Source organism: Stenotrophomonas sp. UBA7606, from assembly GCF_002477705.1.
Lineage (GTDB): Bacteria > Pseudomonadota > Gammaproteobacteria > Xanthomonadales > Xanthomonadaceae > Stenotrophomonas.
Genome location: NZ_DLJW01000105.1, coordinates 1 through 24,303, shown reverse-complemented (window position 1 = coordinate 24,303; position 24,303 = coordinate 1). Strand labels below are relative to the sequence as shown.

16 protein-coding genes and 1 pseudogene are annotated in these 24,303 nt (G+C 65.8%); 5 read left to right on the top strand and 12 right to left on the bottom strand.

Annotation, left to right across the window (positions count from 1 at the left end; translation table 11 throughout):
* Positions 1-187 precede the first annotated feature (187 nt).
* Together B2527_RS12710 and B2527_RS12705 are read right to left on the bottom strand one after the other, a co-directional pair.
* The gene (locus tag B2527_RS12710) at positions 188-2,851 is read right to left on the bottom strand and encodes a M1 family metallopeptidase (protein WP_293714051.1); all 2,664 of its coding nucleotides are present in this window, start codon (positions 2,849-2,851) and stop codon (positions 188-190) included.
* Positions 2,852-2,943: 92 nt separating this feature from the next.
* Positions 2,944-3,672: an AraC family transcriptional regulator gene (locus B2527_RS12705; RefSeq protein ID WP_293714049.1), complete on the bottom strand. Its 729-nt coding sequence runs from the start codon at positions 3,670-3,672 to the stop codon at positions 2,944-2,946.
* 172 nt (positions 3,673-3,844) lie between these two features.
* On the opposite strand from B2527_RS12705, the gene B2527_RS12700 reads away from it, so the two are divergent.
* Complete coding sequence (locus B2527_RS12700) at positions 3,845-4,255, top strand: hypothetical protein (RefSeq protein WP_293714047.1); 411 nt, start codon at positions 3,845-3,847, stop codon at positions 4,253-4,255.
* A gap of 815 nt (positions 4,256-5,070) precedes the next feature.
* On the opposite strand, the gene B2527_RS12695 is transcribed toward B2527_RS12700, so the two are convergent.
* From B2527_RS12695 to hflK, 4 genes are all read right to left on the bottom strand, one after another.
* Positions 5,071-6,363: an adenylosuccinate synthase gene (locus B2527_RS12695; RefSeq protein WP_293714045.1), complete on the bottom strand. Its 1,293-nt coding sequence runs from the start codon at positions 6,361-6,363 to the stop codon at positions 5,071-5,073.
* Between the two features lie 245 nt (positions 6,364-6,608).
* Complete coding sequence (locus B2527_RS12690; RefSeq protein ID WP_293714043.1) at positions 6,609-6,794, bottom strand: DUF2065 domain-containing protein; 186 nt, start codon at positions 6,792-6,794, stop codon at positions 6,609-6,611.
* A gap of 157 nt (positions 6,795-6,951) precedes the next feature.
* A complete protein-coding gene (gene hflC, locus B2527_RS12685; protein WP_293714041.1) occupies positions 6,952-7,815 on the bottom strand; it encodes a protease modulator HflC in 864 nt (287 codons plus the stop codon).
* Complete coding sequence (gene hflK, locus B2527_RS12680; RefSeq protein ID WP_293714039.1) at positions 7,812-8,918, bottom strand: FtsH protease activity modulator HflK; 1,107 nt, start codon at positions 8,916-8,918, stop codon at positions 7,812-7,814. The genes hflC and hflK overlap by 4 nt, the downstream gene beginning before the upstream one ends.
* A gap of 270 nt (positions 8,919-9,188) precedes the next feature.
* On the opposite strand from hflK, the pseudogene B2527_RS12675 reads away from it, so the two are divergent.
* A pseudogene (locus B2527_RS12675) lies at positions 9,189-10,181 on the top strand (YhdH/YhfP family quinone oxidoreductase); the annotation flags it as partial.
* A gap of 94 nt (positions 10,182-10,275) precedes the next feature.
* On the top strand, positions 10,276-10,659 hold the full coding sequence (gene pilH, locus B2527_RS12670; protein ID WP_293714037.1) for a twitching motility response regulator PilH: 384 nt from the start codon (positions 10,276-10,278) through the stop codon (positions 10,657-10,659).
* Between the two features lie 298 nt (positions 10,660-10,957).
* Here the strand turns inward: pilH and B2527_RS12665 are convergent, their stop codons facing one another.
* Together B2527_RS12665 and B2527_RS12660 are read right to left on the bottom strand one after the other, a co-directional pair.
* Positions 10,958-11,857, bottom strand: coding sequence for a DnaJ C-terminal domain-containing protein (locus B2527_RS12665; protein WP_293714035.1), 900 nt, complete (start codon positions 11,855-11,857; stop codon positions 10,958-10,960).
* Positions 11,858-11,984: 127 nt separating this feature from the next.
* A complete protein-coding gene (locus B2527_RS12660) occupies positions 11,985-12,422 on the bottom strand; it encodes an Hsp20/alpha crystallin family protein (RefSeq protein ID WP_293714033.1) in 438 nt (145 codons plus the stop codon).
* A 151-nt stretch (positions 12,423-12,573) separates the two neighbouring features.
* Between B2527_RS12660 and B2527_RS12655 the strand changes: the two genes are divergently transcribed.
* Positions 12,574-13,056 carry a peroxiredoxin gene (locus B2527_RS12655; protein WP_293714031.1) on the top strand — a complete coding sequence of 161 codons (483 nt, stop codon included), beginning with the start codon at positions 12,574-12,576 and terminating at the stop codon, positions 13,054-13,056.
* 26 nt (positions 13,057-13,082) lie between these two features.
* Positions 13,083-13,658, top strand: a complete 576-nt coding sequence (locus B2527_RS12650; RefSeq protein WP_293714030.1) for a ferritin-like domain-containing protein — start codon at positions 13,083-13,085, stop codon at positions 13,656-13,658.
* A gap of 385 nt (positions 13,659-14,043) precedes the next feature.
* On the opposite strand, the gene pbpC is transcribed toward B2527_RS12650, so the two are convergent.
* From pbpC to prpF, 4 genes are all read right to left on the bottom strand, one after another.
* Positions 14,044-16,386 (bottom strand): penicillin-binding protein 1C, encoded by a 2,343-nt coding sequence (pbpC, locus tag B2527_RS12645; RefSeq protein WP_414717086.1) that lies wholly within the window; start codon positions 16,384-16,386, stop codon positions 14,044-14,046.
* A gap of 160 nt (positions 16,387-16,546) precedes the next feature.
* The gene (locus B2527_RS12640; protein WP_293714026.1) at positions 16,547-21,466 is read right to left on the bottom strand and encodes an alpha-2-macroglobulin family protein; all 4,920 of its coding nucleotides are present in this window, start codon (positions 21,464-21,466) and stop codon (positions 16,547-16,549) included.
* Between the two features lie 59 nt (positions 21,467-21,525).
* The gene (locus B2527_RS12635) at positions 21,526-22,728 is read right to left on the bottom strand and encodes a multidrug effflux MFS transporter (RefSeq protein WP_293714024.1); all 1,203 of its coding nucleotides are present in this window, start codon (positions 22,726-22,728) and stop codon (positions 21,526-21,528) included.
* Between the two features lie 125 nt (positions 22,729-22,853).
* Positions 22,854-24,047, bottom strand: a complete 1,194-nt coding sequence (gene prpF, locus B2527_RS12630; RefSeq protein WP_293714022.1) for a 2-methylaconitate cis-trans isomerase PrpF — start codon at positions 24,045-24,047, stop codon at positions 22,854-22,856.
* Positions 24,048-24,303 lie beyond the last annotated feature (256 nt).

The window sequence follows — 24,303 nt, the reverse complement described above, 5'->3', positions numbered from 1 at the left end:
GCTTTGGTTTTGGCTTTGGCTTCCGCTCTCCCTTCTCCCTTCTCCCTTCTCCCTTCTCCCGTTTACGGGAGAAGGTGCCCGAAGGGCGGATGAGGGGGATTTTGACTTTGCTTAGCTAGAAGCTTCCCCTCACCCCAACCCCTCTCCCGTAAACGGGAGAGGGGCTTCAAGCAAACAGCTGCAGCTTTCAATACCCCTTCTGCTTCAACCACGCATCCACCTGCGGCTTGCGCTCCGCACGCAGTCGCAGCTTGGTCTGGATCCCGGCAATCACCGTCTCGGCATCACGCCGCGAGGTCGGCGCGATATGCGCCTGCGCAAATGCCTTGATCTTGTCCACCATCTGCAGGTTGTCGGCGCTGCGGCCCAGGCCCGGGTAGTAACGCGCACGCGAAGTGCTGTCGACCAGGGTGTCCACCTTCTCGCGATGGGCCACGGCGAAGTCGAACGCCAGGTCCGCGTGCTCACGCGCCACACCGCCAATCATGCCCGCGCTGTTGGTCGCACCCGGCTCGTCGGTCAAGGCCATGTCCAGTGCACGCTGCGCCAGCGCCTTGTCCTTGGCCACCGCCAGCAGCGCGTAGTACTGGTCACGCACCATTGCCGAGGTTTCCTGCTTGGCCAGCGTGTGCAGCTTGTCCCAGGTTGCCGCGTCGGCATTGTGCGCCACCACACCCAACACACTGCTGCGCAGGTCCGGCGACAGCGAATCCGGCTTGGCCAGGAAGGAATCAAAACGGCGCTGCGCTTCTGCTATCACCTCCGCGTCATCCAGATCCGCCAAGGTATCGATCAATCCACTGCGCAGTTCCTTGGTCTGCGCCGAGTCACTGTCCTTGCCGTCCCAGCCCAGCTCCTGCAGCACCGGTGACAGGCGCGAACGTGCATAAGTGCGGAAGGCTGCCTGGCGCGCGGTATCGCCGTCGAACATCCCGTCGATGCCGCTCAGTGTGCCGGAGGCCATATCCCAGAGATCGATGGGCGCGTCGGCGCTGATCTTCGCGATCAAATCCAGCAGGTCTGCATCGGGCTGCAGGCCCGCTGCGGCCAGCGCGCTGGTATCCATCATCACACCCAGCTGGTCGACCACCGGCAACTTGTCGAAGCCCGCGCTCAGCGTCTTGAACTGCGCCGGCGCATACAACGTGCGGTAGTAGCCCTTCTGCCCGGCATTGACCAGCAGCGGACCACTGCAACCCGGCAGCTGCACGGCGGTATCGCCATCGACCAGGGTGTGCAGCACTTCGCCATTGCCCACGCGCAGGCTCACCGGCACACGCCAATGCAGTGGCTGCTTGTCCTTGCGGTCGATGGTGTACTCGCCCTGGCTCAGCTTCACCTGGGTATTGCCGGCAACGCAGCTGCTGCTGGCGCGGATCAGCGGCACACCCGGCTGCAGGGTGAAATCATGGGCTACATCGATGAAACGCTTGCCCGGTGCCGCCTTGTCGATCTCGGCCCAAAGGTCATCGGTTACCGCATTGCCATAGGCATGCGCTGCGATGTAACGACGCACACCATCACGCCAGGCATCGGCCCCCACGTAATCCTCGAACATCGAGATCACCGCCGCGCCCTTGCCATAGGTGATGCCGTCGAAGGCCTGGCTGGCCTGCTCCACCGTGGCCACATGCTGCACGATGGGATGGGTGGTGACATAGGCATCGCGGCCCATCGCCGCACGGCTGGTGTGCGCAGCATCGACATTGTTGATATCCCACTCCGGATGCAGCTTGCGGGTGGTGCGGCCTTCCATCCACGAGGCGAAGCCTTCGTTGAGCCACAGGTCATCCCACCACGCCATCGTCACCAGATTGCCGAACCATTGGTGCGCGATCTCGTGGGCGGCAATCGAGAACACCGCCTTCTTGTCCGACACACTGGAGACCGCCGGGTCCAGCAGCAAGGCATATTCGAACGTGAAGATCGCGCCCCAGTTCTCCATCGCGCTGAAGAACTGGCTACCGCCCGGCGCTGCGATGTTGTCGAGCTTGGGCAGCGGGTACTTCACTCCGAAGTAGTCGTTGTACTCGCGCAACACCTCGGCGCTGCCTTCCAGCGCGAAGCGCGCCTGTTCGACCTTGCCGGTCTGGGCAATGACCCCGATCTCGGTACCGCCTTCGTCAACCGTGGCGCGCTCGAATTCACCGCTGGAGAAAAACAGCAGGTAGGTCGACATCTTCGGCGTGGTCTGGAACACCACCTGCTTGAGCCCCTTGCCCAGCGACTTGCTGCTGGCCACCGGCATGTTGCTGACCGCCATTTCCGCTTCCGGCACGTTGACGCTCAGGTCGAACGTTGCCTTGAAGCCGGGCTCATCCCAGGAGGGAATGAAGCGCCGCGCATCGGAATTCTCGAACTGGGTGAACAGTGCACGCTTCTTGCTGCCATCGGCCACCGGGTAGTCCAGTGCGAACAGGCCATTGGCCTGGGTATTGATGGTGCCGGTGTAGTCGATAAGCAGCGTATAGCGTCCGGGGACCAACGGCGACGTCACGCTGAAGCTGGCGGTCTGGTTGGCCTCATCCACGCGTGCCGTGGCCGCCATCGCCTTGCCACCGCCTGCCGGCTGCAGCTGGCTCTTGCCGAACTGCATGCCCGCTGCCTGCAGCACGATGCTGGACGTGGGCTGCAGCACCTCCAGATCGATGCTGACCTTGCCGTCAAAGCGCATCTGCGCCGGGTGCGGGGTGATCTCCACCCGATAGTGGTCCGGCCGCGCGGTCCGCGGCAGCTGCGTGGTGACTTCGCCGCGGGCCGATGCGGCCGCTACCGGCTCGGCGGCATGAAGGGCGGGCGCGCCAACGCAGGCAAGCGCAAGGCTGATCGCAACAACAAGGGAACGGCGCATCCAGGCTCCAGGGTAAGCAGGGCCAAAGCCCGGTGAACCGGCATCATCGGCCTGTCCACGGACGCCCAACACCCCCGGAAGTCATGACGAACCTAGGACGTCCGCGCCGCCGCCGGCACTGCCCGTTCGGCAATCATGGCCCGGTACTGCCGTGGCGCCATCCCTACCTCGGCCTTGAATTTGCGGGTGAACGCGCTCTGGTCGCTGAAGCCACAGGCCTGGCCGATGCTGGCAACGCTGTCCTCGCCATGCAGCAGGTGCAGCGCAATCTGGATGCGCAGGCGGGTCAGCACCTGCTGCGGGGTCATCTGGAACACCTTGCGGAACGAGCGCTCCAGCTTGGACAGCGAGAAGCCGGTGATGTCCAGCAAGGTCTGCATGCGCACGTTTTCGGCGTAGTGCGTATTGAGGTAATCCAGCGCCAACCGCAGCGGTTCGTACTGCGACTCCAGCCCGCCGCGTTGACCGAGGTCCCGCGAGATGCCGATCAGTCCGATGACCTTGCCGTTCTCGATGATCGGGCGCTTGCAGGTCAGGCACCAGCCCGGCTGCTGATTGGGAAACAACTGCAGCTCCATCACGTTCTCGATGACCTCACCGGCCAACACCCGCGCGTCCTGGGCGACATAGGCCTCGCTCATGCCCACCGGATAGAGCTCGTCGGCACGCTTGCCGATCACCTCGTTGCGTGACTTCCTGCCCAGCCGCTGCATCATGGTCATGTTGACGTGGGTATAGCGGCCATCGTCATCCTTGGCGAAGAACAGCACGCTGGGAATGGCGTCGAACAGCGCTTCAATTTCGGCAGGATCAATACGCATCGGGTCAGTCAGGCGGGCAGCGGGGGCGTGCCACGCCATTCTAGCCAGCCCGGGCCCCTCCCAGCGTCGGCCATAAGTACCTGGCGCCGGCCTGTATCCGCCAGATCAGGTCAAGCCAGGCACCTGCCGATGGGGGCATGATCGCTCGCAACTGCACGCCGAGCCCTGCCCCATGAGCCAGAATACCGCCACCCCCGACTACGCCGTTGGCCAGCTGTGGGCCTGCAAGGGCCGCCACGATGGCGAGCACCCCACCCTGCTGATCAACCGCATCGACAAGCACCCATTGGGCGGGGGCAACATCTATCACGTCACCCTGGAAGGGTTGAAGATCCGCAACCCGCGCCTGCCCAAGGGCGTGATGACCCAGTTGGCGCACGCACCGGTGACCGCACAGACGCTGGAGCGCAGCCAGCTGCAGCGGATCGGCCAGCGCGCGCCGGACCCGGTATACCTGCAGGGCTACGGCCAATGGCGCGAGGCCTTTGATGCGGGCAACGCCGGCTCGTTCGGTGTCAGCATTGCCACCATTCTGGAAATCGTCGAGCGCCGGCTCAACGGCACCCCGCTCGATCAGCCCTGACGGCAGAGCGTTACCGGCGCTGCCAAGCCCTTTGTAGTGCCGAGCCATGCTCGGCAGAAGCATTCCCGGAAATCCCCCCTGCCGACCATGGGTCGGCACTACAGGGAAGCCGGCCTGCTGCCAACCATCGCGAAGCTGGAGGTAGTGCCGAGCCATGCTCGGCAGAGGCATTCCCGGTAACCCTCGTTGCCGACCATGGGTCGGCACTACAGCGAGGCCGGCCTGCTGCCAACCATCGCGAAGCCGGAGATGGTGCCGAGCCATGCTCGGCCGAGGCACTGCAGGTAACCCTCGTTGCCGACCATGGGTCGGCACTACAGCGAGGCCGCCTGCTGCCAGCCATCGGGTAGTGCCGAGCCATGTCGGCAGAGGCATTCCCGGTACCCCCGCTGCCGACCACGGGTCGGCACTACAGTGAGGCCGGCCTGCTGCCAACCATCGCGAAGCCGGAAGTAGTGCCGAGCCATGCTCGGCAGAAGCATTCCCGGTGCCGCTCGTTGCCGACCACGGGTCGGCACTACAGTGAGGCCGGCCTGCTGCCAACCATCGCGAAACCGGAGATGGTGCCGAGCCATGCTCGGCAGAGGCATTCCCGGTAACCCTCGTTGCCGACCATGGGTCGGCACTACAGCGAGGCCGGCCTGCTGCCAACCATCGCGAAGCCGGAGGTAGTGCCGAGCCATGCTCGGCAGGAGCATTCCCGGTGCCGCTCGCTGCCGACCATGGGTCGGCACTACAGCGAAGCCGGTCTCCTAGCCCAGAACGACAACGCCCCGCTTTCGCGGGGCGTTGCCTGTTGCATCACGGTGCCACTATCAGCCCCACGGATCCTGCAGGATCATGGTGTGGTCACGGTCCGGACCGGTCGAGACGATCGAGATCGGGCAGCCAGCCAGTTCTTCCAGCGAACGCAGGTAGGCGCGCGCGGCCGGCGGCAGCTGGTCCCACTCGGTGATGCCGTGGGTGTTTTCGCTCCAGCCCGGGAACTCAAGGTACACCGGGGTGCACTCTTCCCAGCCCTGCGCGTCCAGCGGTGCGTATTCCGAGCGCTTGCCACGGTATTCATAGGCAATGCAGACCTTCAGCTTTTCCATGCCGTCGAGCACATCGAGCTTGGTGATGCACAGGCCGGAGATGCCGTTGATGGCCACGGCGCGCTTGAGCGCGACGATGTCCATCCAGCCGCAGCGGCGCGGGCGGCCGGTCGATGCGCCGTACTCGGCGCCACGGTCACGGATGCCCTGGCCGATTTCGTCGTCCAGTTCGGTCGGGAACGGGCCGCCGCCAACGCGGGTGGCATAGGCCTTGGCAATGCCCAGCACGTAATCGATCGAGTCAGCGCCCACGCCGGTACCGGCCAGTGCGCCGCCAACGGTGGTGTTGGAGCTGGTGACGTACGGGTAGGTGCCGTGGTCGATGTCCAGCAGCGCGCCCTGGGCGCCTTCGAACAGCACGCGCTTGCCCTGCTTGCGCAGGTCATGGCAGATGCCGGCGACGTCGGACTTCATCGGCTCGACGTATTCGCCGAAGGCCAGTGCTTCCTGGTACACGGTATCGAAATCCACCGGTTCCACGCCCAGGTACTTGGTCAGCACAAAGTTGTGGTAATCCAGCGCGGCGCGCAGCTTTTCAGCCAGCTGTTCCGGGTAATGCAGGTCGGCGATGCGGATGCCGCGACGTGCCACCTTGTCTTCATAGGCCGGGCCGATGCCGCGACCGGTGGTGCCGATGGCCTTGCCGCCAGCCGCCTTCTCACGGGCCTGATCCAGGGCAATGTGGTAAGGCATGATCAGCGGCGCAGCCGGCGAGATCTTCAGGCGCGAACGCACTTCCACGCCAGCCGTTTCCAGCTCTTCGATTTCCTTGCGCAGCGCGGCCGGGGAAATCACCACGCCATTGCCGATCAGGCACAGCGCGTCATCGCGCAGGATGCCGGACGGAATCAGGTGCAGGACGGTCTTCTTGCCGTTGATGACCAGGGTATGGCCGGCATTGTGACCACCCTGGAAACGTACCACTGCGCCGATTTTCTCGGTCAGCAGATCGACGATCTTGCCCTTGCCTTCATCGCCCCACTGGGCGCCGAGAACGACAACTGATTGACCCATGACGGGTAACTCCTGAGTTTGCTGCGGCCATCGGGGCCGCGGACGGGGCCGTGTACCGCCCATGGTCCGCCTTGGTGGAAACCCCATCGGGGAGCCTCCGGCAAACGGCAGGGTCATACACGGAAAAAGCCGAACGGGGATGCTCTTGAAGGAGCTCGCCCGACCGGCTTTTCTGGATTATCCGGGTTTTGCATGGCAGCTACCACCCCCACGAGTTCAGGATGGTATGGCCGTCAGGCTTTGGTTCAGTGGCGGGCCCACCAGAGGACGGCCAGGCCAACGAACAGCGCCGCTGCGCCCATTGCGCGCAGGGATGCTGCAGGTTGCTCCAGCATCTGTGCGGCCATCCGCTTCCACGCCAGCGGCGCGACGAACAGGAACAGGCCTTCGATGACGGCCACGAGGCAGAGGGCGGAAAAGAGGTCTTGCATGCGCTATAGCCATTGCCTTCTCCCCCCGGGAGAAGGTGCCCGTAGGGCGGATGAGGGTGCGGGCGAAGCCCACCGAATGAGGGACATCAGGGGCTTCCCGCCCCTTGCCCTCACCCCAACCCCTCTCCCGGTGGGAGAGGGGCCAAAGGTCAAGCGATCAGCGATCGCTCTTCATGTACTGCAGGAACGGGTCGTTCTTGTCGAGCACGATCACGCCGTTGCCGTCGGTCATCGAGGCCCGGTAGGCCTCCAGGCTGCGGTAGAACGCATAGAACGACGGGTCGGCCGAGCCGGCCTTGCCGTAGATCGACGCGGCCTGGGCGTCGCCCTCACCGCGCAGCTGCTGCGCGTCACGCTCTGCCTCGGCCACGATCACGGTGCTCTCGCGGTCAGCCTGGGCACGGATGGTCAGCGACTGCTCCTCGCCCTCGGCGCGCAGCTTGGCGGCCTCCTGCTTGCGCTGGGCGCGCATGCGCTCGTAGACGTCGGTAATCACCTGGCTGTCGGTCGGCAGGTCGATCTGCTTGATGCGCAGGTCGATGATCTGCATGCCCAGCGGCACGATGGCATCGTTGATCGCCTTCAGCTGGCCGGCAATCAGCTCGCCACGGTCGCCGGACACCAGCGCCTGCAAGGTGCGCGAGTTGATCTGGTTACGCAGCGAGTCGGTGATGATCGGCGCAAGGCGGGCATTGGCCACCTTGCCGTCACCGCCGGTGGCGCGGTAGTACGAACGCACGTCAGAGATGTAACCGATGGCGAAGAAGTCGACACTCACGTCCTTCTGCTCGGCAGTGAAGTAACGCGCCGGGGCGGTGTCCAGCACCTGGAAGCGGCGGTCGAACACCCGCACGGTTTCCACCAGCGGCACCTTGAAGTGCAGGCCCGGCTTGATGTCGGCACGCACCACCTTGCCCAGGTTCAGCACCATGGCGGTCTGGTCTTCACGCACTACATAGACCGAGCCCAACAGGCCCAGCAAGGCGGCGACGATGATGCCGATAACGACTGAATTCTTCATCGGCCAGCCTCCTCACGCGATGCCGAGCGCGAGACCGAGCGGTCCGCGTTGCGAATGCTGTCACCCGCGGCCGGCAAGGCCGGGGTAACCATTTCCGGGGTCAGCTGCGGTGCAGCACTGGTCTTGCCGGCATCGGCCGGCATCGGCACATAAATCAGCTGGCGGCCATCGCCACCGATGACCTTGCGGTTCTCGGCCAGCACTTCCTGCACGGTTTCCAGCCACAGGCGCTTGCGGGTGACTTCCGGGGCATTCTTGTATTCGCCCTGCAACAGGGTGAAGCGGCGCGCGTCACCTTCGGCGCGGGCCACGATCGCCTGCTTGTAACCCTCGGCGGTGGTACGCGCACGCGAGGCTTGGCCGCGCGCTTCCGGCACCACCTTGGCGGCATAGGCCTGGGCCTCGTTGATCAGGCGTTCCTTGACCTGCTGGGCACCGTTGACCTCGTCGAAGGCCGGCTTCACTTCTTCCGGCGGGCGCGCGTCAGGCAGGGTCAGGCCAGTCACGGTCAAGCCGGTGTTATAGGCCTTCAGCGAGGCCTGCAGGCGCTGTTCGGCCACCGTGGCCAGCGGGCCACGGTTGTTGAGCACCGAGTTCAGGTCGGCACGGCCCACCTGCTCACGTACCGCGCTCTGCGCGGACTGCTCCAGCATCTGGTCGGCATCAACCGTGCCGAACAGGTACTGGCGCGGATCATCCACCCGGTACTGCACGTTGACCGACACGTTGACGATGTTCTCGTCGCGGGTCAGCACCGGCACGTTGCTGCTGAAGGTCTTGATCTGGGTGGCATTGACCTTGGCCACCGACTCGATCGGCCACGGCAGCTTGAAGTTCGGGCCCGGCTGCAGGATGCGCGAGAACTGACCGAAGCGCAGCACCACACCACGCTGCTGTTCGCCGATCAGCTGGAAGCTGGAGAACAACAACAGCAGGCCCAGGGCAACCAGCACCCAGCGCCAGATGCCGCCATCAAACAGGTCGCGCAGCGGCCCGGGCAGTCCACCGCCCCAACCTCCGCCATTGCCGCCACGCGGCTTGCGCGGGGCGCGATTATCGTCCGCACCACCACCGCTGTTGCCGCCGGGTGTATTCCAGGCCATGCATGCTCCATCTGTAAGGGCCGGCTGCGGGAGCTCCCGCCACGGTCCGGCCATCAATCGAATCCCGATTCTAGCAAGGCAGACACTGAACACGGTCAGCGCCTGCCTTAACGGGACGGTATACCGGCCGATCGCCGCCATATCGGGCACCGCACGCCAGCCGGCCTGCGGTACGCCTGGCAACGCGCCCTGCACGGTCATTCAATAGGGGCAGACCTGCCGTTTCGCAACCGCTATGGTGGTCGCTCCCGTACCAATGCAGACCCCCCGATGTCCGCCAATGCCCCCTTCACCGCCTTCCGTATCCACAACGACGACGCCGGCTACCGCAGCGGGCTGGAGTCGCTGGGCCTGGACCAGCTCAGCCCCGGCGAGGTGGTCATCCGCGCCCGCTGGTCCTCGGTGAACTACAAGGACGCGCTGGCCGGCACCGGCAAGGGCAAGATCCTGCGCCGCTTCCCGCTGGTGGGCGGCATCGACGTGGCCGGCGAGGTGGTGGCCTCGACCGACCCGGCCTTCCGCGAGGGCGACCAGGTACTGACCACCGGCTGCGGCCTGAGCGAGACCCGCGACGGTGGCTACAGCCAGTACGTGCGGCTGGAGTCCAAGTGGGTGATCCCGTTGCCGGCGGCGTTGAGCCTGCGCGAGGCCATGGTGCTGGGCACGGCCGGCTTCACCGCCGCGCTGGCGCTGCTGCGCATGACCGACAACCGGCAGAGGCCAGCCCACGGCCCACTGGCCGTCACCGGTGCCACCGGTGGGGTCGGCTCGCTGGCAGTGGACATCTTCAGCCGCGCCGGTTTCGAGGTGCATGCCATCAGCGGCAAGGCCGAGGCTGCGGACTACCTGACCGCCATCGGCGCCAGCCAGATACTGGGCCGCGATGCCCTGGCCACCACCCGACCGATGGAATCGGCCCGCTTTGGCGGCGGCCTGGACAACGTCGGCGGCAGCATGCTGACCAGCCTGCTGGCGCAGACCGCGCCCTATGGCAATGTCGCTTCGGCCGGCCTGGCCGCGTCCGGCGAGCTGGACATGACGGTGATGCCCTTCATCATCCGTGGCGTATCGCTGCTGGGCGTGGCCTCGGCCGGCACCGCCCGCGACATCCGCGAGCAGGTCTGGCAGCGACTGGGCAGCGACTGGAAGCCGCGTCACCTGGACCGCATCTGTACCCGCGAAGTGGCGCTGGACGAACTGCCGGAGGTATTTTCGACCATGCTGGACGGCAAATCCTTCGGCCGCACCGTCGTAAGAATTGATCGACGCAAGTCACAGCACAACCCCGGCGTGGAACGCGCGGCTTCACGCCGGGAGCAGGCCGGCACTACACTGCCGGCATTACTTGGGGAAAAACATGGCGCGTATCCTGATTGTCGATGACTCACCATCGCAGTTGATGGGCATCCAACGCATCGTTGAAAAACTGGGGCATGAAATCTTCACCGCAACTGATGGCGCCTCCGGGGTAGAGGTTGCCAAGCAGGTGCTGCCGGACCTGGTGTTGATGGACGTGGTGATGCCCAACCTCAACGGTTTCCAGGCCACCCGCACGCTCAAGCGCGAGGCCACCACCCAGCACATCCCGGTGATCCTGGTGACCACCAAGGACCAGGACACTGATCGCTTGTGGGGCATGCGCCAGGGGGCCAAGGCTTACATCACCAAGCCGTTCACCGAGGAGGACTTGTCGGCGGTGATCGCGCAGGTGTTCAGTGCCGAGGCACCGCCGGTGGGGTGAAACTGCTTTCTTGGGGAAAGCGTTTGGGAAGGCGGGCTTTGCCCGCCTTTCTTGTTTTTGGTTGTTGGGGTTTGCTTTGGGTTTGCTTGCTAGAAGCTTGCCCTCACCCCAACCCCTCTCCCGCGGGCGGGAGAGGGGCTCGGATTGCTTGCGCTCGTAGTGCACTAGCCCCTCTCCCGCGCGCGGGAGAGGGGTTGGGGTGAAGAGAAGCTTCCAGCTAAAGATATAAACCAAAGAAAAAAGAAAAGCGGGCAAAGCCCGCTTCTCTCCGACATCAGCAGCGTAAACAAAGCCGCACTCAGCCCTCGCCAAACGCCTTGGCCAGGTCCTTGTACGCCTTGCGCTGGGCCTCGTTGCCCGCCACCGGCGCCACCACCTCCAACTCCACGATCTGGTCGCCGTCGGGCTTGCCCGGCAAACCACGGCCACGCAGGCGCAGCTTGCGGCCGCTGTCCGAGTCGGCCGGCACCTTCAACTCCACCGCACCGCCCAGGGTAGGCACGCTGATGCTGGTGCCCAGCGCCGCCTGCCAAGGGGTGACCTGCAAGGTGTAGAGAATATTGCGGCCGTCTACCTCGAACTGCGGGTGCGAGGCGTACTCCACCTCCAGCATCAGGTTGCCGCCACCGCTGCCCTGCCCGCCCAGGCGGATCACCTGGCCCGGGCGGATGCCCTTGGGGACGCGCACGTCGAGCTGGCGCCCATCCACGGTGATGCGCAGGCTGTCGCCGTTGTAGGCGGCCTCCAGCGGCACCGACAGCTTGGCGCGGGTGTCACGCATCGGCTGCGGGCCTGCACCGCCAAAGCCCGGGCCCGGTCGCCGACCTCCGCCACCGGCGCCGCCACGCTGGCGCGCAAACAGGCTTTCGAAGAAATCGCTGAAGCCGCCGCCGGCACCACCGCCGCCGAACACCTCTTCGAAATCGAAGCCCTGGCCGCCGCCAAAGTTCGGCGGCGCGTGGAACTCCTCGCCGGGGCGGTAGCCCTGCGCGCGCAACTGGTCATAGGCCTGGCGCTTCTGCGGATCGCGCAGCGCCTCATAGGCCTCGTTGACCGCCTTGAATTTCTCCTCGGCGCCGGCTTCCTTGCTTACGTCCGGATGGTACTTGCGCGCCAGCCGACGGTAAGCGGTCTTGATTTCGGCATCACCGGCGCTGGGCTCAACCCCGAGCGTGGCGTAGTAATCCTTGAATTCCATCCATACACCTCTGAAAAAAAACTGGCCCGACACCTTGCGGCAACGGGCCATCGTGCAATCGGCAGGCGCCGTGGCCCCATTCTACCGGGCCACGGCCACTGCGCAGGTGGAAGTTCGCTCACGCCGCTCAGGCGCTGGGCTGGCCCTGCACCACCTGGATGCGGCGCGGTGCCGCCTCGCTGCGCTTGGGAATGCGCACTTCCAGCACCCCGTTGTGGCTATGGGCAACGATGCCCTCGGCGTCAGCGCTGTCGGGCAGCACGAAACGACGGTTGAAGGCGCCCTGGCCGCGCTCGCTGCGGGTCAGGCGCTGGCCTTCGGCCAGCTCAGGCATGCTGCGCTGGCCACTGATGGTCAGCACGCCCTTTTCCATCTGCACGTCGATGCTGGCGGGGTCAACACCGGGCAGATCTGCCATCACCACGAAACGGTTGGCTTCCTCGCGGATATCGACGGCAGGCAGCCATGCCGACGCGGTGTTGTTGGTAACGGTTTCGAGCAGCGGCGACAACAACTGATGAATCTCGGACTGGGTCGGCCACTGGCGGTAACGTACGATGCTCATGATGTCCTCCTGCAAGATGGGGGGGCTGGCACGCCGGAATGGCACTGCCTTTCCCATGCCAAGGACGTATTGTGTGAAGACCGCCTTTTCAAGCTGTTGACGCGGCGCTTCCACCGCCTCTTTAAACTCGAATTCAGCCTAGGAGCCCCCAATGTCCATCAACGTCGGTGATCGCATTCCGGAAGTGACCCTCAAGCGTCTGCGCGAAGGTTTGGAAACGATCGACACCCATGCACTGTTCGACGGCCGCAAAGCCGTGCTGTTCGCCGTGCCGGGCGCCTTCACCCCGACCTGCTCTGCCCGCCACCTGCCCGGCTATGTCGAGCACTTCGAAGAGTTCCGCAAGCGCGGTATCGAGGTGTTCTGCATGGCGGTGAACGATCCGTTCGTGATGCAGGCCTGGGCCAGGAGCCAGTCGGTGCCGGACGGGCTGCAGATGCTGTCCGACGGAAATGGTGACTTCACCCGCGCGCTGGGCCTGGAGATGGACGCCAGCGGTTCGGGCATGGGCATGCGTTCACGGCGCTTCGCACTGTATGTGGAAGACGGCGTGGTGCGTGCCGCCTATATCGAACAGCCGGGGCAATTCGAGGTATCCGGGGCCGAGCACGTGCTCGCCCATCTGCCCGCATAGGGGCGCAACAGAAGGAAAGGCCAGCCATGAGCAAGCAGCCCGCCGCCAAACCCGCAAAAACCACGCAGTTGGCAGGTATAACCGATCGCAAGACCTTGCGTGACAACGCACGCAAGAGCATCGAGGATGGTGCGGTGACGCCCACCTACACCGCCAACCGCACGGCGGTGATCAAACTGCTGAACGATGCGCTGGCCACCGAGTGGGTATGCGTGCTGCGCTACTACCGCCATTACTACATGGCCAAGGGCATGCTGGCCGATGCGGTGAAGGCCGAGTTCCTGGAGCATGCGCAGCAGGAACAGGCGCATGCGGCGCTGTTGTCCGAGCGCATCGTGCAGTTGGGAGGGGAGCCGGATCTGAATCCGGACACCCTCACCGCGCGCGCCCACGCCGAGTACAAGGAAGGCGGCAACCTGCGCGACATGGTGCGCGAGAACCTCATCGCCGAGCGTATCGCCATCGACAGCTACCGCGAGATGATCAACTTCGTCGGTGACAAGGACACCACCACCAAGCGCATCCTCGAACAGATCCTGGCGCAGGAAGAAGACCACGCCGACGAGTTCGCCGACATGCTGGAAGGCTGGATAGGCGAGTAAACCCGCCCTCCTGTAGTGCCGAGCCATGCTCGGCACGGGCGTTACCGGCAATCCCACAACCTTGTTGGAATGGCGCGAGCCGCGAGGCTGTCAATCAATCCGATTGCAGATGCGCAGCGGGTTTCGCAGGTGTCGGCTTCGTGGCTTGCGGTCGTGCAGGCATTGTTTGGAAAGCGCCTTGCCGCGCATGGCTCGGCAGTACTGGCATTAATGGGAAAGCCTCTGCCGAGCATGGCTCGGCACTACGGGCATTGCCGGGAAGGCCTCTGCCGAGCATGGCTCGGCACTACTGGCACTACTGGGAAAGCCTCTGCCGAGCATGGCTCGGCACTACGGGCATTGCTGGGAAAGCCTCTGCCGAGCATGGCTCGGCACTACCGGCTTTCTAGTTCACCACGCGGAAGCGCACGCGGGTCCAGGCGCCGTCGGCGGCCAGCGCGGTCAGCGTGTGTTCGCCGGCGTCGTTGAAATCACGGGTGAAGCCGCGCGTGCCCTGGGTCTGGGCAATCCAGCGGCCATCCAGCAGCCATTCGATCGTCGCCTCGCTGCCCAGCGCACGCAACTGCAGGCGCGGGCCGTGCTGCGCGCCCGGCGGGCGGGCCAGCGTGGCCAGGTCATTGAGGCCTTCGATATGCAGCACACCGTCCGACTGCCGGCCGTCGTCTGCACAGTCCGCCGCCAAGGGCGGCAGCGCCTGTGCCTGTCGCTGGGCGACGCTCAGCCAAGGTGAAGCCAACGCCGGCCACCTAGCGATCTCGCGATCTTCAACCCGCGCATGCCCCTCACAGCCGGGCGACACGCGTTGGCCGGTTGTTGCATCCACCTGGAAACGCAGGCGCCCGGATTGCCACAACCGCGCCTCACGTTCGGGGAAGCTGGGCGGCACCACGCCCTCCAGCACCCAGGCGGGGAAACGGCGCTGGCACATGGCCGGCGGGGTCTGCGCGGCGGCAATGCCCAGCGGCCAGCAGATCTCGACCTCGCTGACGCTGTCTGGCCGCGCGCGCACGGCATTGTCACCGGCCTGTCGCGGCAGGCTGTCGATCACCTCGAACATCAACGGCAAGGCGGTCACCGCACCGTACTGGCCGGGCAAGGGCGTGCCGTCCGGGCGTCCAACCCAGACCCCGACGGTATAGGTGCGGGTACTGCCTATCGCCCAGGCATCGCGGTAGCCGTAGCTGGTGCCGGTCTTCCAGGCAACGCGCGGGCGGTTGCCGGTATCGAAGGTGCCCACGCCGTAACCGGGACGCGGATTGGATTCGAGTATGTCGCGCACGATCCATGCCGCGCCCGGCGAGATCAAGCGGCGTTCGATGCGCGCGTCCTCGGGCGTATACCGCACGCGGCCGGCGATACCGTCGCGGTTCAAGGCTGAAAACGCGCCAACCAGGTCCTCCAGGCGTGCGCCGGTACCGCCGAGGATCAAGGCCAGGCTGGGCTGGGTGCCCCGCGGAAAACGCAGATTGATGCCGGCATTGCCCAGCCGCGCGGCAAAGCGCGCCGGCCCAACCCGGTCCAGCAGATCCACCGACGGCACGTTCAAGGACAAACGCAATGCCGTGGCCGCGCCGACCGGCCCGTTGAACGCCGCATCAAAGTTCCCCGGTCGATAACCACCGAAGCTCTGCGGCGCGTCGACGATCAGGCTTTCCGAATGGATCAGGCCATCGTCCAGGGCCATGCCATACAGGAAGGGCTTGAGCGTGGAACCGGGCGAACGCCAGGCCTGCACCATGTCCACATGCCCCAGCCGCGCCTTGTCGCCGAAACTGACCGAGCCAACATAGGCGCGCGCCTCCAGGGTGCGGTTGTCCATCACCAGCAAGGCCGCCGAGGTGCGCTCGGGCAACTGCGAGAAATACGCGGCCACGCGCTCTTCCAGCGTACGTTGCAGGCCGCTGTCGATGGTCGTCTCGATCTGCGCCACGCGTGGCTGGGCACTGCGCAGGCGCTGTGCCAGCAAGGCGGCATGCAGGGGCTGTTGCAGCGAACGCGCGACCACCGATTCAACCCGCGCATCGGCGACCTCCTCGTCCGACCACACGCCCAGCTCGGCCATGCGCGCCAGCACCTTGTCGCGGGCGCGCTGCGCGGCCTCGGGGTGCCGATCCGGGCGCAACCGGCTGGGAGACTGCGGCAGCACCGCCAGCAAGGCGGCCTCGGCCTGTGACAGGTGGGTGGCGGACTTGCCCAGGTAGGCCCAGCTGGCCGCTTCCACGCCTTCGATGGTGCCGCCGTAGGGCGCGCGTTCCAGGTAAAGATCGAGTATCTGCGCCTTGCTCAGGTGCACTTCCAGCTGCAGCGCCCGCAGCAACTGCTTGAGCTTGCCCCAGGGCGTGCGCGTATGCGGATCGAGGATGCGCGCGACCTGCATGGTCAGGGTGGAACCACCGGAGACGATGCGCCGTTCCAGCAGCATCTGCTTGCCGGCCCGCAGCAGCGCCCAAGGGTTGATGCCCGGATGGCGCCAGAACCAGCGGTCCTCGTAGGTCAGCAGCGCTTGCAGGTAGAGCGGCGAAATAGTCGTTGCATCGGCCGGATAGCGCCACACCCCTTCGGCGTCGGCAAAGGCGCGCAGCGGCGTGCCGTCAGCGGCCACCACCAGGGTACTGGTGTCGCGCGATTTCGGCAGCGGCAAGGGAAATGCCAGGTCCAGCACCAGCAGCAAGGTCAGCAGTGCGGCAAGCGCCCAGCGCAGGTTGCGGAGCGTGAACACGGCGCGCAGGCAGGAGCCAAGAGGTTTCAGCCTGGGGAAGCGCGCTTTCACTGGGGACGATTCTTCAAACGTGAGCTGGGGGGCTGGGGCGGATTGGCTTGGCCGTGGGAGAGCTTACCCCTCCCCAGCCCTCCCCTTGCCGTTGGCAAAGGGAGGGAGCAGGAGCCGATTACGGCTGCACCACCGTGATCGTGCTGGGGTTGGCACGGCCTACGCCACGCAGGTCGGGACGGTACATGTCCTCGGCCAGCGGCGGCGGCACCATGTAGGTGCCCGGGGTGACCGCACGCACCAGGTAGAACACGTGCGCGGTGCTACCACGCGACAGCTTCAGCGCCGCCACGTAGCGATCATCGCGGAACTCCTCGTGCTTGACGTCGGCGGCGCGCGAACGGTCGCTGATCTGCACCTCACCCACGACCACGTCGGCCCATTGCTTGGCATCGCCCAGGTTGAAGTTCTCTATCTCCAGACCGGCTGGCAGCAGGTCGGTGATCAAGGCATCGGGCATGTTCGAATTTGCAGTGACGCTGAGCCGTACGATCAAGGCCTCGCCTTCCTTCAACGGCCGCGGCGTCCACGGCTTGCCATCGGTGCCGAACCACGCGCGCTCGATGCCGATCATGCTGTTGTCCGGCGCCGGCGGCTGGCGCGGAATACCGGCAACGTCGAGGCTGGCGAACATCGGTGCCTCGCCCTGCGGCGAGAACCGCACACCCTGTGCCAGCTGCGCCATGTCGAACACGCGACCGAAGGCCTTGCGGGCATCGATGGCCTCGACCTTGTCGCCGACCACAAGCTCACCGGACACCAGCTTCTTCTGGTTGGCCATCAGAGCCTTGCCCAGACGCGCCAGCGCCACCTGTTCCTGCGTGCTCAGCCACATCAGGCCGTTGCCGCGACGCACATCCAGGGTGCGGCCCAGATCGATCACGCGCGCGTCGTACTCCGGCTTGGACAGGCCGCGCTCGTGCAGCAACGCGATCATCAAGGCCTCGTCGCGCAGGCGGGTGCCGTAATCGCCGAAGTACTCCGGACGGTCCGCGCTGGACTTGGCAAAGCCGGCGGCAATCGCCGCCTGGCCGCGTTTGCTGTCACCCTGGATCGCCAGCGCCGCGCCCAGGTGCACCAGCGACAGGCCGGTCACCGCCTTGCTGCGTTCGTTGTCCCACAGCGTGCGCAGCGTACCCAGCGGCGCGCGGTTGACCCGTGCCAGCACGTAGCCGGAATAGGCCTGGTTGGCGAACTTCAAACCGTCGCGGCGATCACTGCCGTAGAACTGGTTACCGCCACTGAGCAGGTCTTCGCTGATGCGGTTCAAGGCCTTCTGCAGCACGTTCTCCGGCACCGCGAAACCGGCGTCCTTGGCGTCGAGCAGGAACTCGGCGACATACGGCGTCAATGCCGGATTGATGTAGTCGTCGTCGCCCCACATCGAGAAGTTGCCGTTGGCCACCTGCATCGAGGCCAGCCGCCCGAACGCGCCCTCCATGCGCTCGCGGCGGGTCTTGGCATCCAGGCCGTCGGCACCCAGCATGGCCGAGGTGGCCTCATCCAGCATCAGCGCCGCATAGCCCTTGCTGGTGGTCTGCTCGGCACAGCCATAGGGGTAGTTCAATGCACCCTGCAAGGCCGACGCGAACGGGATGGGCGGCAGCGCGCTGACCAGCATGCGGGCATTGACCGAACCGTCCATCAGGCCGTTGGCGAAACTGCTGTCCAGGTTGACCGGTACCAGCGGGTCCAGGGTGCGGGTCTGCGAGCGCAGCACCGACGGCCAGGCCGCGCGCACTGGCAGGTCATAGCGCCGGTCCACCTTGAAGCCATTGCCATCCACCCGCACCCGCACCTTGGCCACGCTATAGCCTTCCTGCGCGCTCAGCGGGAAGCTCAGGGTGCTCTTGGCATCCACGCCAAGCTGCACCTTGCGGCTTGCCTCGGCGATGCCCAGCGGACCTTCACCGTCCACCCGCACGGCAAATTCGCCGGGCTTGCCGGTGAAGTTCTGCACGTCCAGGGTCACCGTGCTGCGGTCCCCCGGCGCCATCACCCGCGGCATGCTGGCTTCGGCCAGGATTGGCGCGCGCACCAGCGTTTCCACGTCACGGTTGCCGTAACGGTCGGCCGAGTAGACCAGCGCCGAGACGCGCAGGGTGCCGTTGAAATCCGGTACCTGCAGGCGTACCCGCGCATTGCCCTTGGCGTCCAGCGCCACCGGCCCGGAGAACAGGTCCACGGTCTGCACCCGCGCGGTCGGCCGCTTGGCCTGCGGCAAGGCCGCCAAGGCCATGTCGCCACCGAACTTCAGCTTGCCGCTGTTGCCCTCGAAGCTCTCGATCACCCGGCCGTAGATGTCATAGGCATCCACGCCCAGACGGCGCTGTGCGAAGAAATGCGCCGGTGCATCCGGCACCGGAAAGCGGGTGATGTTGAGGATGCCCACGTCCACCGCCGAGACCGTGACGTGCGCCGGCTTGCCGGCCAGTTCCGGCGCGCTGACGGTCACCGTCATCGGCTGCTCCGGACGCATCTGCTTGGGTGCGATCAAACCGACCGCAACCCGGCGGTCGCGACGGTCCATCGGCACATGCGCCACGCCCACGGCACGCGCCGGGGTGATCTTGCTGGGCGCGGTGCCGCCACGGAACACCAGTGCGGTGATGTAGACATCGTGGCTTTCCCAGTCCTTGGTGACCGGGATTTCAAAGGTGCTGCCCGGCTTGGCGTCGATGTCCTGCACGTACAGCATGTGGTCGCTTTCCACCATCAGCAGGCCACGGCCGGCATGCGGCGGGGTCAGCGTGACCTTGACGGTATCACCGTCACGGTAGGCCGCCTTGTCCAGCGACAGCTTGACCTTGTCCGGGCGCGCATCCAGGCCGCGGTTGTCGTCATTCCAGCTCCAGCCGGCGCGGAACGGATAGCGCATGGTCAGGCCGGTGGCCGGGTCGAACACGTCTACCCGGTACTCGCCCCACTCCACCGGGAAATCGAAACGCGCCGCGGTGGTCCCGGCATCGATGGTGCGGGTTTCCTTGTTCTCGAAACGGCGGGTGAAGTCGTAATCCCAGCGGTTGTCGGTATAGGTCCAGTGGTAGTCGCGCAGTTCGCGCACCAGAGTGACCTTCAGGCCCTTGGCCGGCTGCGGCTTGCCCTCGGCGTCCACCCGCATCAGCTCGAAGCGCGCGTTGGCATTGGCATCGGCACCATCGGCGTCGTTGAACAGGGGACGCACGGCCACCAGTACCGGCGCCGGCCACATCAACCGCTTCAGGGTGCGGGTAACGGTACGGCCGCCGGTCTCATAGACGCTGCCGGACAGCAGCGCGGCCACGGTGGTGGCCTTGCCTGCCTCGGCTGGCAGGGCGACGTCCTGGCGCAGCTTGCCGTCCTTGGGCAGGGTGGTATCGATCACGTCATTGGCTTCGCGCGGTAACTGCACGGTCGGGTCGCCGAAGAACCAGCCCGGCATGGCCTCCACCGGATGCTGCTCCACCGCCACCGCCAAGCGTGCGGTGAAGCGGTTGCCGTCGGCCGGCGCGCCGTACAGGTAGGCCGCATCGGCCTGCAGCTGCAGGGCCTCGCCCGGCTTGAGCGTTTTCTGCGCGCTGTCCAGGTCCAGCTTCATGCGCTCGGGCAGGAATTCCTCGATGCGCAGGGTCATGCCCTGCACCGCTTCCTTGCTGCCCGGGTCGGTACGGAACTCCACCGTCCAGCGGCCGGTAGGCGCCTCCACCGGGATGGTCTGCTCGAACGCGAAATAGCCCTGCTCGCCCGGCTGCAGGCGGGTCTCGCGGAAGGTCTTGCCATCGGGCTGCTTGAGCCGCAGGAACACCGGCTGGCCGCCGGTGGCCGGCCCGGCCAGGGTCTTGCCGTCGTTGTCGCGCAGCAGCGCGGAGATGCGCACTGTTTCGCCCGGGCGGTAAAGGTCACGTCCGGACCAGGCGAAGACATCGAAATTCGCGTTCTGGCGGCCGGCCACGGCGAACTCGCTCAGGTCCAGCGCCGGCTGGTTGAACGGCAGCATGGTGGTGTCGCTGCCCCTGCTGGCCACCAGCACATGCGCCGCATCCAGCGTGTAGTTCAGCAGGGCGTTGCCATTGGCATCGGTCTGGCCCTTGAGGATGACCTCGCCCTTGCCGTCGATGACCTTCAGCTCGACCTTCTTGGCCGGCGCGCCGTCGGCCAGCGAAGCGGTATGCACGAACAGCTTGTCCTTGTAGGCCCGGGTGTGCAGGCCGATATCGCTGACGGTGAAGAAGGCGGTATCAAACTCGTTGTCGAAGCTGCCGGTGCGCTTCATCACCGCGAAGTACAGGCCCGGCTGCTGCAGTTCCTTGACGTCCTGGATCGGCAGGTAGGTCAGCACGCGCTCGTTCTGCTTGCCACCCAGCACGAAGCGGTTGACGTAGACCGGCTCGGCCAGCTGGTTCAGCGGGGTGTTGTCGCCGTACTCGCTGTCCAGCTCCCAGCTGCCGCGGCGGCCGCCGCGCTGGTACTGGCTGAAGAAGGTAGGCAGGTCCTTCTCGCGCACGCGCAGGAACTCGACGTCCACTTCTGGCACGTTCACCGACACCACCGGCAGGCCGCGGCTGTCCTTGGCCGGCAGCACACTGCCCTGCGAGGCAAAGCCCACCGCCGGGTCCAGCTCGCCGGTGAACACCTTCTGCTTGACCTCGCTGCCCAGCCGGTTGCCGTCAGCAGCCAGCAGGTCGGCGGAGATGATCAGGGTGTATTCCTTGGCCGCCTCCACATAGGGATAGCGCAGGGTCTTGCCGTCGTCGGACAGCGACCAGCTGCTGTCCTCGTTGCCGACCTTCTCCTCGAAGCGCAGCAGCTTGTCGAAATCCTGGGTGCCGACCAGCGGCCGCGAGAACTCCACCGCCAGCGCCAGGCCGTCGCCGCTCTTCTGGTCCGGATAGGCGCGCAGCATGGCAAAGCCCTTGACCTCTTCCTGCGTGGTCTTGATCGCCTCCCCGCTGGCCCCGGGCAACTGCCCGCTCTCATTGCGCTTGCATCCTGCAACCAGGGCCAGCGCCATCAAGGCGACTGCAGCCCAGCGCTTGCCCACCGACATCCTGTTATCCATGGCGTCCTCCAGCAGATCGCCCGAGTATACCCAGCCCCGTGCGAGGATCCCGCCAACATTCAGGCGTCGCGCAGCCGCAATGTCCTGAACAGCGCGATGGCCGCGCAGCCCGCCAGCAACAGCATGGTGAAAGCCATGGGCCGGGCATCGTGGTCCCCGCCCAGGCCAACCAACGGCGCCACCAGGGCACCGCCCAGGAACTGGAACGTCCCGATGAAGGCGGAGCCCGCACCCGCATGGGCGCGGACCTCGGCCAAGGCCAGCGCCACCGCATTGCCGTAAGTCAGGCCCAGGCACGGCATCACCAGCCACAGCGCCAGCAGCGCCGGCCAACGCGGCATGCCGGCCAAGGCCAGGACCACCAGTACCGTTGTCATCAACAACAGTCCGCTGACGCCAATACTCAACAGGCGGCGCGGCGCCACCTTGCCCGCCAAGCGCACATTGACGATGTTGCCCAGCATCAGGCCTAGCGCGTTGCAGCCGAAGGCAATCGCATACTGCTTCTCGCTCAGGCCGATCACGTTCTGCAGGACGAAGGGCGAGGCGGAGATATAGGAAAACATGGCCGCGAACGCGAACACCATGGTCAGGGCGAAGCCGACATAGCGCGGCGTGCCCAGCACCTTGCCGGCATTGCCGAGCATCCCGCGCAGGCCACCGCCCTGCCTTGCAGACGCAGGCAGGGTTTCCGCCACCACCAACAGCACGCCCATATACATCAGCGCCACCAGGGCGACGATCACCCACATCACTGCCCGCCACCCGGCCACACTGGCAACCAGCCCGCCGATCAGCGGCGCCAGCACCGGTGCCAGGCCGCCGATCACCATCATCAGGCTCATGCGTTTGGCTGCAGTGGCACCGCTGCTGGTATCGGCGATGATGGCTCTTGCCAGCACCACACCGGCGCCACCGCTGAAACCCTGCAGGAAGCGCGCGGCGATCAGCATCTCCACGCCACCGCTCAACGCGCAGGCAATGCTGGCCAACAGGCACAGCACCGTACCGACAAGCAAAGGACGCCGCCGGCCCATGCCATCGGAGAGGGGACCAATCACCAACTGGCCACTGGCCACACCGGCGAGAAAAGCGGTCAGGGTGAGCTGGATGCCGGACGCACTGGTGCCCAGGTCATGTGCCATGCGTGGCAGGGAGGGCAGGTACATGTCGGTGGCAAGCGGTGCCACCGCCGACAGCAACGCCAGCACCGGCAACAGCCAGCGCGAGCTGGGCGCAGGCGCGCAAACAGGATTTGACATTGGTGTGCCGCCAATGACGAGAGGCGGTTCATTTTACGGATCAACCCGTCCCATCGACGTCGGGGATGTGTTCCACCCGGGTTGGCAAAGCCAGGCGCGCCCTGGCGGAAGCCACACCTGTTCAGTCAGAACGCATCACCCGGCACGCGTACCCAGCCTTCCATCAGGATGCGTGCACTGCGGCTCATCACCGCCTTGGTGACGGTCCATTGGCCATCCACCGATTCGACCGCGGCACCGACGCGGAGCGTGCCGGACGGATGGCCAAAGCGCACTGCATCGCGCTGTCCACCACCGGCGGCGACGTTGACCAGGGTGCCCGGCACGGCCGCTGCCGTGGCGATGGCGACCGAGGCCGTGCCCATCATCGCGTGGTGCAGCTTGCCCATCGACATGGCGCGGGCATTGAGGTCGATGTCGCCGGCGTGGATCTGCTTGTTGCCGCTGGACAGGTAATCCTGCGGCGGCGCGACGAAGGCGACCTTGGGCGTGTGCTGGCGCTTGAGCGCCTCTTCAGGGGTCTTGATCAGGCCCATGCGCAGCGCGCCGGCAACACGGATTGCCTCGAGCTTTGCCAGCGCCGCCTTGTCATCGTTGATGGCGGGTTGCAGCTCGGCACCGGTGTAGCCGATGTCCTGCGCGTTGACGAACACCGTGGGAATGCCAGCAGTGATCATCGTCGCCTGCAGCGTGCCCACGCCGGGCACATCAAGCTCATCGACCAGGTTGCCGGTGGGGAACATCGCGCCACCACCCTCGCCTTCGCCCTCATCGGCCGGATCGATGAACTCCAGCACGATCTCGGCGGCCGGGAAGGTGACACCGTCCAGTTCGAAGTCACCGGTTTCCTGCACCTGACCGTTGGTGATGGGCACATGGGCGATGATGGTCTTGTTGATGTTGGCCTGCCAGATGCGCACCGCGCAGATGCCGTTCTCGGGCACGCGTGCCGGATCGACGTAGCCTGCATGCAGCGCGAACGCGCCCGCGCCGGTCGACAGGTTGCCGCAGTTGCCGGACCAGTCGACGAAGTCGGTGTCGATCGACACCTGCCCGTACAGGTAATCCACATCGTGATCGGGCTTGCAGCTCGGCGCGATGATCACGCACTTGCTGGTGCTGGAGGTAGCGCCGCCCATGCCGTCGGTGTGCTTGGCATAGGGATCGGGCGAGCCGATCACCCGCTGCAGCAGGCGGTCACGGGCCACGCCGGGCTGCTGCGCGCTGGCCGGCAGGTCTTCCCGGCGGAAGAACACGCCTTTGGAGGTGCCGCCGCGCATGTAGGTGGCCGGGATCTTGATCTGGGGGACGTGGGACATGGGGGTGGGTTCCCTTGGGTTGTTGTTGTGTGGGGTGAGAGCTTTCCCCCTCTCCCCAACCCCTGTCCCGCGAGGGGAGAGGGGCTTTGGTCTGCGCGAGCGCCGGCAATGCTGGAACTCGCATCATTTGCTTTTGCTCCCCTCTCCCGCGAGGGGAGAGGGGTTTTGGTCCGCGCGAGTGCCGGCAATGCTGGAACTCGCATCATTTGCTTTTGCTCCCCTCTCCCGCGAGGGGAGAGGGGCTTTGGTCCGCGTG